At 37.3% G+C, this 7,084-nt stretch carries 7 protein-coding genes, 1 other RNA gene and 2 pseudogenes; 8 read left to right on the top strand and 2 right to left on the bottom strand.

The window, feature by feature from the left end; translation table 11 throughout:
• Window positions 1–518, bottom strand: a pseudogene (gene tadA / locus KSHG_RS17205) (tRNA adenosine(34) deaminase TadA); the annotation flags it as partial.
• A 131-nt stretch (window positions 519–649) separates the two neighbouring features.
• Between tadA and KSHG_RS15270 the strand changes: the two are divergent.
• The 3 genes and pseudogenes from KSHG_RS15270 (at window position 650) to KSHG_RS15280 (ending at window position 2,576) form a co-directional block, all read left to right on the top strand.
• Entirely contained in the window at window positions 650–1,288 is a 639-nt protein-coding gene (locus KSHG_RS15270; protein WP_010309221.1) for a deoxynucleoside kinase, read from the top strand.
• A 77-nt stretch (window positions 1,289–1,365) separates the two neighbouring features.
• Window positions 1,366–1,865: pseudogene (locus KSHG_RS17210) on the top strand (deoxynucleoside kinase); the annotation flags it as partial.
• 159 nt (window positions 1,866–2,024) lie between these two features.
• Window positions 2,025–2,576 carry an LOG family protein gene (locus KSHG_RS15280; protein ID WP_042232364.1) on the top strand — a complete coding sequence of 184 codons (552 nt, stop codon included), beginning with the start codon at window positions 2,025–2,027 and terminating at the stop codon, window positions 2,574–2,576.
• 41 nt (window positions 2,577–2,617) lie between these two features.
• Here KSHG_RS15280 and KSHG_RS15285 read toward each other — a convergent pair whose 3' ends face one another.
• The gene (locus KSHG_RS15285; protein WP_010309233.1) at window positions 2,618–3,043 is read right to left on the bottom strand and encodes a DUF4395 domain-containing protein; all 426 of its coding nucleotides are present in this window, start codon (window positions 3,041–3,043) and stop codon (window positions 2,618–2,620) included.
• Between the two features lie 244 nt (window positions 3,044–3,287).
• Between KSHG_RS15285 and ffs the strand changes: the two genes are divergently transcribed.
• From ffs to KSHG_RS15305, 5 genes are all read left to right on the top strand, one after another.
• Window positions 3,288–3,554: signal recognition particle sRNA large type (ffs, locus tag KSHG_RS17815), an RNA gene on the top strand.
• Between the two features lie 137 nt (window positions 3,555–3,691).
• A complete protein-coding gene (dnaX, locus tag KSHG_RS15290; RefSeq protein WP_010309236.1) occupies window positions 3,692–5,458 on the top strand; it encodes a DNA polymerase III subunit gamma/tau in 1,767 nt (588 codons plus the stop codon).
• Window positions 5,459–5,489: 31 nt separating this feature from the next.
• On the top strand, window positions 5,490–5,804 hold the full coding sequence (locus tag KSHG_RS15295; protein WP_010309239.1) for a YbaB/EbfC family nucleoid-associated protein: 315 nt from the start codon (window positions 5,490–5,492) through the stop codon (window positions 5,802–5,804).
• An 18-nt stretch (window positions 5,805–5,822) separates the two neighbouring features.
• A complete protein-coding gene (gene recR / locus KSHG_RS15300; RefSeq protein WP_010309242.1) occupies window positions 5,823–6,419 on the top strand; it encodes a recombination mediator RecR in 597 nt (198 codons plus the stop codon).
• A gap of 20 nt (window positions 6,420–6,439) precedes the next feature.
• The gene (locus KSHG_RS15305) at window positions 6,440–6,652 is read left to right on the top strand and encodes a YaaL family protein (RefSeq protein WP_010309245.1); all 213 of its coding nucleotides are present in this window, start codon (window positions 6,440–6,442) and stop codon (window positions 6,650–6,652) included.
• Window positions 6,653–7,084: the final 432 nt, after the last annotated feature.

Below are 7,084 nucleotides of genomic sequence, written 5' to 3' on the forward strand. Positions count from 1 at the left end.
ATTGTTCATTTTCTTCTGTTTCTCGTAATTTACGTAAACGTTTTTCTTCTTTTTTTCGTGCGCGTAGCTTACGGAAAAAAGTTGCTTAATAGTTCACCTGTTTCAACGGCTAAAACACCTTCTGTCACATCACATTCATGATTAAAGCGAGGGTCATTTAATAGATGGTATAACGAGTCTACGCAACCCGCTTTGCTATCTCTTGCACCGTATACAACACGTGGCACACGGGATTGTAAAATAGCACCTGAACACATCGGACACGGTTCTAATGTTACGTAAAGTGTCGTTTCTTCTAAACGCCAGCTACCGATGACTTCACAAGCGTGTTGAATCGCCATTAGTTCGGCATGTGTGACCGCGTTTTGAGACGTCTCACGTAAATTGTGCGCACGAGCAATGATTTCATCTTTGTAGACGATGACGGCGCCGATTGGAACTTCACCAATGGCAGCGGCCTTTTCGGCTTCTTTTATCGCTTCCGCCATGAAAAATAAATCTTTTTGTTGTGGATTCATTGATAAACTCCTTTAATAATCGCTCTTAGTTCCATTGTAAAGAAATTCTACCATTCATAAAAGCTATCTTAACTTTTCGTACTATGATAAAATATGTAACATTGACGAAAAAAGATAAAGGGGGACTTCTGATGCCTATTCCGTTTATTACGGTAGAAGGGCCGATTGGCGTCGGAAAAACGTCGCTCTCTAAAATAGTTGCGGAAACGTTCGAGTTTCACTTATTAAAAGAGATTGTAGACGAAAATCCGTTTTTAAATAAATTTTATGAAGATATTAACGAATGGAGCTTTCAAACGGAAATGTTCTTTTTATGCAATCGTTACAAACAGTTAACGGACATTAAAAAGTATATTTTAGCAGAAGATCGCTCAGTCGTTGCAGATTATCACATTTTCAAAAACTTAATTTTTGCGAAGCGTACGCTGCAACCAGTTGAGTATGCGAAATACGAAGAAATTTATCGTATTTTAACAGCGGATATGCCGAAACCAAACATCGTAATTTATTTAGATGCATCGGTCGATACATTAATGAAACGTATTGCGATGAGAGGTAGAGAATTCGAAAAAATGATTTCACGTGAATACATGGAACAACTCGTTGAAGATTACCACGTATTTATTGAAAGTTTTGAGAAGAGTCATCCGATGATTCCAGTTATTCGTGTCAACGGAGATGAACTAGATTTTGTGAAGCATGAAGATGATTTGAAAAAAATTCTTCAAACAGTTGAAGAAACGTTAGAAAAAAGGAGCTTTAAAGCATGAATTTGAGAGAAAAATATGGCATTCCATCGAATGCGGTTATTACAATTGCGGGTACAGTAGGTGTAGGTAAATCAACGATGACAAAAGCACTTGCTGAAGCATTGAATTTCCGTACATCATTTGAAAAAGTAGATACGAACCCGTATTTAGATAAATTTTATGATGACTTTGAAAAATGGAGCTTCCATTTACAAATTTATTTTTAGCTGAACGTTTTAAGGAACAAAAACGTATTTTTGAATATGGTGGCGGTTTTATTCAAGACCGTTCGATTTATGAAGATACAGGCATTTTTGCGAAAATGCACTTCGATAAAGGCACGATGTCTCCTACAGACTATGAAACGTATACGAATTTATTCGATGCGATGGTGATGACACCATACTTCCCACATCCGGACTTACTAATTTACTTAGAAGGTTCAATCGACAATATTTTAGACCGTATTGAAGAGCGTGGACGTCCAATGGAACAACAAACAGATAAAGCATACTGGCATGAAATGCACGATCGTTATGAAAATTGGATTGATGGCTTTAATTCTTGCCCAGTATTGCGCTTAGACATTAACGATTATGATTTAATGAAAAATCCAGATTCAATTGAGTTGATTTTAGAACGTATCGGTCACTTTATGGAACAAACTTCTCACTTGCGTCGTCGCTAATAGTTAAAATTAGTAAAGACTATCACGAATGTGATAGTCTTTTTTTAGAATGTAGAAAGAAGGTGTTATATGATGCGTGTAGCAATTTATTGTGGTTCTAGAGAAGGAAATAATCCAATTTATATACAAAAAGCAGTAGAACTTGGAAAAATATTGGCTGATAACGGAATTGGTATTGTATATGGTGGTGCGAACAATGGTGTCATGGGTGCGGTGGCAGATGCGGCCTTAGCTCATGGTGGAGAAGTCATTGGCGTTACACCTGCATTTGAAGAGTGGAATGAAGTGACGCATTTAGGGCTTACAGAGTTACACTACGTTCAAACGATGCACGAACGTAAAGCATTGATGATTCAACTATCGGACGTCTTTGTTGCTCTACCAGGTGGAGCGGGAACGATGGATGAGTTTTTTGACGTTTTCACGTTAACGCAAATTGGACAGCAACAAAAACCGGTTTGTTTGTATAATGTGAATCACTTTTATGATCCGCTTCGTTTACACTTTGATCGTATGGTAGAAGAAGGGTTTATGCCAGAAGAGCATTTAGAATTGCTTCATATGTTAGAACAACCGAAAGACGTATTAACAGTCGTTGAAAAAGCGACGCACTCTTTATAAATAAAAAGGACGCACTGTTTAAACAGAACGTCCTTTTTATTTTATGCTGTTTTATTTTTAAGACGGTAACGAATTTGGCTGATTTGGAAAAATAAAAAACAACCGATGCAAAAACCTAAAATAGCAATGCCTGAAGCGAGAGCTACCATGATTGTGAAAATCCAGCCGAGAACAGAAATGCCTGTTGTGAAACCGATTAACCCTAAAGCTAAACATGTAATAGCGATACATGAGTTAAATTTTTGCTGTGTCACATCTTCAGGAATGTAGTCCGTTGGCTTTTTCTTTAAAAAGCGACGACCAATTTTCATGATTGGATTAAAGTTGAATAAAAGTCCAGATAAGTTAAACACGAGGGGGACGAGTAGTAACCAAGGTGTGATGAACCAACTAGCAACCGTGAATAATAAAATGGTCCATTGATTTGCGCGAACGAGTGGTCGTGGAATGAATGCAGGTTTTTGCATCGTTATTACCAACCTTTCTAATAGGAATTGTTGTATTTATAATACTACAATTTTTTTATTATTCAAGACGTTTTGCTTGAAGGTCGTTTATTTATTTTTAACGTACTATGATGAAATAATGAATTGGATAGAAAGAGCTTGTTTTTAAAAAAACTGCCTATTTTTTCGTTATCTTAACATAAGTTTTTAAATATCTATGTTTTTCGGTTGCATTTTTTAGCGATCATTTATATACTAGTTATTGCTATGCTAGGTGGGAAGGTAGCGGTGTCCTGTAACTCGCAATCCGCTTTAGCGAGACTGAAGTCCTGTTCCGAGGTTGTCCGTATGTTTGGTCTGCCTCTTGCACGTAGTGTTGACGATCGGGTCCTACGCAATGAGCGTCCATGAACCATGTCAGGTCCGGAAGGAAGCAGCATTAATTGGATTAACTCATGTGCCGTGGGGTCGCCTGATTTGAGCTGGCGACAAGAGTTACGCTTGTGTACGGCTGTCGAAGTCGGGTGCATGGCATTATACATGCATATTCAACTCATCCGAGTAATCGGGTGAGTTTTTTTGTGACCTTTTTTGTTGGAATCCCTCTATAAAGGTCCTCTGTGTTATAATAAACGTAACTATTTTTTTAGAAAAAGGAGATAAAAAACGTTGGCATATCAAGCTTTTTACCGTGTATATCGTCCGCAAACCTTCCGTGAAGTGTCTGGACAATCGCATGTGAAACGTACATTGCAAAATGCGCTTGCAGCAAATAAGACGACGCATGCCTATTTATTTTCTGGCCCACGTGGTACAGGGAAAACGAGTATGGCACGTATTTTTGCAAAAGCGTTAAATTGTGAACACGCCCCTACTACAGAACCTTGTAACGAATGTGCGCATTGTAAAGAAATAAACGAAGGTAAATCAAACGATGTTTTTGAATATGATGCTGCTTCTAACTCTCGAGTTGAAGATATGCGTGAAATGCTCGAGTACATCGATTTAGCTCCTTCTAATGGCACGCGTTATAAAATTTATATTATTGATGAAGTGCACATGTTATCTACGAGTGCATTCAATGCTTTATTAAAAACGTTGGAAGAACCTCCAGCACATGTCGTCTTTATTTTAGCGACGACAGAACCACATAAAATACCAGCAACGATTATTTCACGTACACAACGATTTGATTTTAAACGTTTATCTTCAAACGATTTAGTTGAACGTATGAAAGTCGTGCTAGAAGATATTAATATGACATATGACGAGCGAGCAGTGAAAGTTATTGCACAATCTGCAGCCGGTGGTATGCGCGATGCGCTAAGTATGTTAGACCAAGTCGTATCATTCAGTGATTCAGAAGTGGGGCTAGAAGATGCGTTATTCGTAACGGGATCGATTAGCCAAGATGTCTTTTATAATTTAGCACAAAGTTTACTTCAAAAAGATGTCGCAAACGTATTAGCGATGCTGGAACAATTAATGGCAGAAGGGAAAGATGCTGTTCGCTTATCAGAGGACTTGATTACGTTTTTCCGCGATTTATTGCTTTTACAAACAGCACCAGACTTAGGTGATTTACTTGAACTCGCTTCGACCGATGAAAAATTCAGCGAACTAGCTGAGCAATTTTCAATGGATACGCTATACAGTTACATTGATATTTTATCCAAAACCCAACAAGAAATGCGTTTGTCATTACATTCTAAAGTGTATTTAGAGACGGCTCTTTTAAAAATGGTGCAAAATGGTGTTCCACGTGCTGCGACGACAGCAAATGCAGTCGACAATAGTGAAGATTTAATTGCTTTGCAACAACAAGTACATCAGCTTCAACAAATAGTAGAGCAACTACAACAAAATGGTGTAGCTGTGTCAAAAGTGAAAGAAGCGGCACCTCGTCGCAAGCGTCAGCGTAATAAAGATGACTTTCAAGTACAAGTAGGTCGTATTCAGGAAATTATGAAACGTGCGACGCGCGACGACTTACGCAAAATCCAAGATATTTGGCCGAATGCTGTTGGACAATTGCCACAGTCACAAGCTGCTTTGTTAATTGATGCACAGCCGGTAGCATCTGCAGCTGATTCTTTCATTTTGCAATTTAAAGAAGAAGTGTATTGCCAAGTTGCAGCTGATAATCCGAAGTTCATGAGCAACTTCCCGCAAATTATTTCGGGAATGACAGGGACGTTATATGATATCGTTTTCGTTCCAGAACAACGTTGGCTGAAAATGCGTGAAGAGTTTTTATCACATTTTAAACGAATGAAACAAACAGTAACAGAAGAAAATGTGCATAGCAGTGGCGAAGAATCACAAGAAAATGTACAATCAATGTTAGTTGAAGAACAACAAGAAGTTAGTAATCCAGTCGTGGATGAAGCGTTAAAACTTTTCGGCGAAAATTTCGTCGAAGTAATTGACGACTAAAATAAAAGAGAATTCCAAGGAGGAAATGAATATGCGCGGTGGTAACATGAACCAAATGATGAAACAAATGCAAAAAATGCAAAAGAAAATGATGGATGCACAAGCAGAGCTTGAAGCAACTACATTCGAAGGTACTGCAAGTAACGGTTTAGTGAAAGTAACAGTATCAGGTAAAAAAGAAATTACAGATATCGAAATCAATCCAGAAGTAGTAGATCCAGAGGACGTTGAATTATTACAAGATATGATTATTATCGCTGTAAACAACGCTTTAGAAGTAGTAGAAAAAGAAACTTCATCTAAAATGGGTCAATTTACAAAAGGTTTAAACATTCCTGGACTATAGAATATAGGAGGGAATTACATGCACTATCCAGAACCAATCTCAAAACTGATTGATAGCTTTATGAAATTGCCGGGTATTGGGCCAAAAACTGCCTCACGCTTGGCTTTTTTCGTGCTAACAATGGAAGAAGATAGCGTGTTAACGTTTGCGAAGTCTTTAGTAGATGCCAAACGTGAATTAACGTACTGCTCTGTTTGTGGTCATATTACAGATATCGATCCATGTCACATTTGCCAAGATGCAAAACGCGATCGTTCAACGATTTGTGTCGTACAAGATACGAAAGACGTTATTGCGATGGAAAAAATGAGAGATTATCATGGGCTTTATCACGTTCTTCATGGAGCTATTTCACCGATGGATGGAATCGGTCCGGAAGATATTAACGTACCGACGCTTATTAAACGTCTACAAAATGAAGAAGTACAAGAATTAATTTTGGCGACGAACCCTACAATTGAAGGGGAAGCAACGGCGATGTATATTTCGAGACTCGTGAAACCATCAGGTATTAAAACGACGCGTATCGCGCACGGTTTACCAGTTGGCGGAGATTTAGAGTATGCGGATGAAGTGACGCTTTCTAAAGCATTAGAAGGTCGTAGAGAATTATAAATAGAGAGGGCGTATCGACATTGTTTGGTAAAAAGCAAAAGTTACGCAAAGAATACGATGCAAAACTCGTTGAATTAATCCGATCTACTAAACAAGATTTAGATAACATTCAACACTTAGAAGGAATTTCGGATGATTTTGAACTTAGCACGATTGCTCAGAAGAAAATTGCCGAAAGCCAATACTTCTATCTATTTAAAGAAGCACGCATTCGTAAAGTGTTAATTAAATAATAAGATTCGTTTTGTCGGATCGTTTATGAGCTGTGAAATCTAATGATTTCGCAGCTTTTTTCTTTTTATACATACGTATGTAAGAATAAAATAGAAATTATATAAAAAAGTTATTTTCATTTAGAAAATAGTGATAGAAAAAGATGTATAAAATAACATTTTATCGCTTTAATTAACTCTTGTACTTAGAGTAGTAAGGATTTCAGTAATATATATATAAATTTTTAAAAAAGACTTAAAATGTGTTGCGCGACGTGTAAATACATGTTAAGATATAATAGTTCTCAACAAGAGCGCAACAAAATATTGAAACTTCCGCATGAGTATTTTATAATACAAAGCGTCGTAAAAAACCTTTTTAAAAAAGTTATTGACATTACGAAATGAAGTTGATATAATAAATAAGTCGTCAAAAACGACACATGATGAACC

Source organism: Kurthia senegalensis, assembly GCF_000285595.1.
Lineage (GTDB): Bacteria > Bacillota > Bacilli > Bacillales_A > Planococcaceae > Kurthia > Kurthia senegalensis.

Excerpts from the sequence above, each read along its gene's own strand:
- KSHG_RS15270 (WP_010309221.1), top strand. The coding sequence starts at position 650 with ATGCCTATTCCGTTTATTACGGTAGAAGGGCCGATTGGCGTCGGAAAA.
- KSHG_RS15280 (WP_042232364.1), top strand. The coding sequence starts at position 2,025 with ATGATGCGTGTAGCAATTTATTGTGGTTCTAGAGAAGGAAATAATCCA.
- KSHG_RS15285 (WP_010309233.1), bottom strand. The coding sequence starts at position 3,043 with ATGCAAAAACCTGCATTCATTCCACGACCACTCGTTCGCGCAAATCAA.
- KSHG_RS15295 (WP_010309239.1), top strand. The coding sequence starts at position 5,490 with ATGCGCGGTGGTAACATGAACCAAATGATGAAACAAATGCAAAAAATG.
- recR (WP_010309242.1), top strand. The coding sequence starts at position 5,823 with ATGCACTATCCAGAACCAATCTCAAAACTGATTGATAGCTTTATGAAA.